Genomic DNA, 2,500 nt, shown 5'->3' with positions numbered 1-2,500 from the left:
TATTTAGGTAGAGCGTCGAGCGAATACTCCCGGGGGTAGAGCACTGGATGGGCTATGGGGACTCACCGTCTTACTGATCCTAACCAAACTCCGAATACCGGGAAGTACTACTCGGCAGACACACGGCGGGTGCTAACGTCCGTCGTGAAAAGGGCAACAACCCTAACCTCCAGCTAAGGTCCCCAAGTCATGGCTAAGTGGGAAAGGATGTGAGGATCCCAAAACAACCAGGATGTTGGCTTAGAAGCAGCCATCATTTAAAGAAAGCGTAACAGCTCACTGGTCTAGTCAAGGGTCTTTGCGCCGAAAATGTAACGGGGCTAAAGCCATGCACCGAAGCTGAGGATGTGCAGTAATGCACGTGGTAGCGGAGCGTTCCGTAAGCCTGTGAAGGGGTACCTGTGAGGGGCCCTGGAGGTATCGGAAGTGCGAATGTTGACATGAGTAACGATAAAGAGGGTGAGAGACCCTCTCGCCGAAAGACCAAGGGTTCCTGCTTAAAGTTAATCTGAGCAGGGTTAGCCGGCCCCTAAGACGAGGCGGACACGCGTAGTCGATGGGAACCACGTTAATATTCGTGGGCCTGGTGGTAGTGACGGATTGCTTAACTTGTTCACACTTATTGGATTGTGTGGGCGGGGACGCGGTTCCAGGAAATAGCTCCACCGTATAGACCGTACCCGAAACCGACACAGGTGGTCAGGTAGAGTATACCAAGGCGCTTGAGAGAACTATGTTGAAGGAACTCGGCAAATTGCACGCGTAACTTCGGAAGAAGCGTGACCCTTATATACGCAAGTATGTGAGGGTGGCACAGACCAGGGGGTAGCGACTGTTTACCAAAAACACAGGGCTCTGCGAAGTCGCAAGACGACGTATAGGGTCTGACGCCTGCCCGGTGCTGGAAGGTTAAGAGGAGGGGTGCAAGCTCTGAATCGAAGCCCCAGTAAACGGCGGCCGTAACTATAACGGTCCTAAGGTAGCGAAATTCCTTGTCGGGTAAGTTCCGACCTGCACGAATGGCGTAACGACTTCCCCGCTGTCTCCAACATAGACTCAGTGAAATTGAATTCCCCGTGAAGATGCGGGGTTCCTGCGGTCAGACGGAAAGACCCCGTGCACCTTTACTATAGCTTTACACTGGCATTCGTGTCGGCATGTGTAGGATAGGTGGTAGGCTTTGAAGCAGGGACGCCAGTTCTTGTGGAGCCATCCTTGAAATACCACCCTTATCGTCATGGATGTCTAACCGCGGTCCGTTATCCGGATCCGGGACAGTGTATGGTGGGTAGTTTGACTGGGGCGGTCGCCTCCGAAAGAGTAACGGAGGCGCGCGATGGTGGGCTCAGACCGGTCGGAAATCGGTCGTCGAGTGCAATGGCATAAGCCCGCCTGACTGCGAGACTGACAAGTCGAGCAGAGACGAAAGTCGGTCATAGTGATCCGGTGGTCCCGCGTGGAAGGGCCATCGCTCAACGGATAAAAGGTACGCCGGGGATAACAGGCTGATGACCCCCAAGAGTCCATATCGACGGGGTTGTTTGGCACCTCGATGTCGGCTCATCGCATCCTGGGGCTGGAGCAGGTCCCAAGGGTTTGGCTGTTCGCCAATTAAAGCGGTACGTGAGCTGGGTTCAGAACGTCGTGAGACAGTTCGGTCCCTATCTGCCGTGGGTGTAGGAATATTGACAGGATCTGTCCCTAGTACGAGAGGACCGGGATGGACATATCTCTGGTGGACCTGTTGTCCTGCCAAGGGCATAGCAGGGTAGCTACATATGGAATGGATAACCGCTGAAGGCATCTAAGCGGGAAACCAACCTGAAAACGAGTGTTCCCTATCAGAGCCGTGGTAGACGACCACGTTGATAGGCCGGGTGTGGAAGTGCGGCAACGCATGAAGCTTACCGGTACTAATAGCTCGATTGGCTTGATTGTTCTCATTGCTTATGCTCATCAAAGAGCATCCAACGACGTGTTTAAGAAATACAGGCGAAAGCCTGCCAGCTTCTCAATTAAAGTTGCGCTTTGCCGACCTGGTGGTTATGGCGGGGTGGCCGCACCCGTTCCCTTTCCGAACACGGCCGTGAAACGCCCCTGCGCCCATGGTACTTCGTCTTAAGACGCGGGAGAGTAGGTCGCTGCCAGGTCTGCTAAGCGCAACTTCACGCTAAATCGCTCAAGCCGGTTTATGCGCCTTAAATCTTCTCTGATCAAAACGGCATAAGCCGTGTTACAATAGGCCGCATCAAAGCGGCCTTTGTGCTTTAAACAGCAAGCAGTAAACGCTTCTGAAATTTGGTGGGAACCTTCAATAAGGGTGCCCGCCTAACACGATCAAACCCAAAGGGTTTGATCGGATGACGCAAGCCGGCAAAGCCGACTTGCTACACGCGATAAACCGCTCCGCGGTTTACGCTGGCGCGGGGTGGAGCAGCCCGGTAGCTCGTCAGGCTCATAACCTGAAGGCCGCAGGTTCAAATCCTGCCCCCGCAACCAA

General features: G+C 54.0%; 1 tRNA gene and 2 rRNA genes (1 of these 3 cut by a window edge). All 3 read left to right on the top strand.

The window, feature by feature from the left end:
* Window positions 1-1,938: ribosomal RNA gene (locus AB6803_RS32900) — 23S ribosomal RNA — on the top strand (it extends 861 nt beyond the left edge of the window).
* A gap of 97 nt (window positions 1,939-2,035) precedes the next feature.
* Window positions 2,036-2,150 (top strand): 5S ribosomal RNA (gene rrf / locus AB6803_RS32895).
* Between the two features lie 272 nt (window positions 2,151-2,422).
* Window positions 2,423-2,499: transfer RNA gene (locus AB6803_RS32890), tRNA-Met, on the top strand.
* The last annotated feature ends 1 nt before the right edge of the window (window position 2,500 follow it).

The sequence above is a fragment of the Rhizobium sp. RCC_161_2 genome (assembly GCF_041355235.1).
Classification (GTDB): domain Bacteria; phylum Pseudomonadota; class Alphaproteobacteria; order Rhizobiales; family Rhizobiaceae; genus Rhizobium.
The sequence above is the reverse complement of the archived record's forward strand: the minus strand, read 5'-3'. Positions and strand labels throughout refer to the sequence as shown.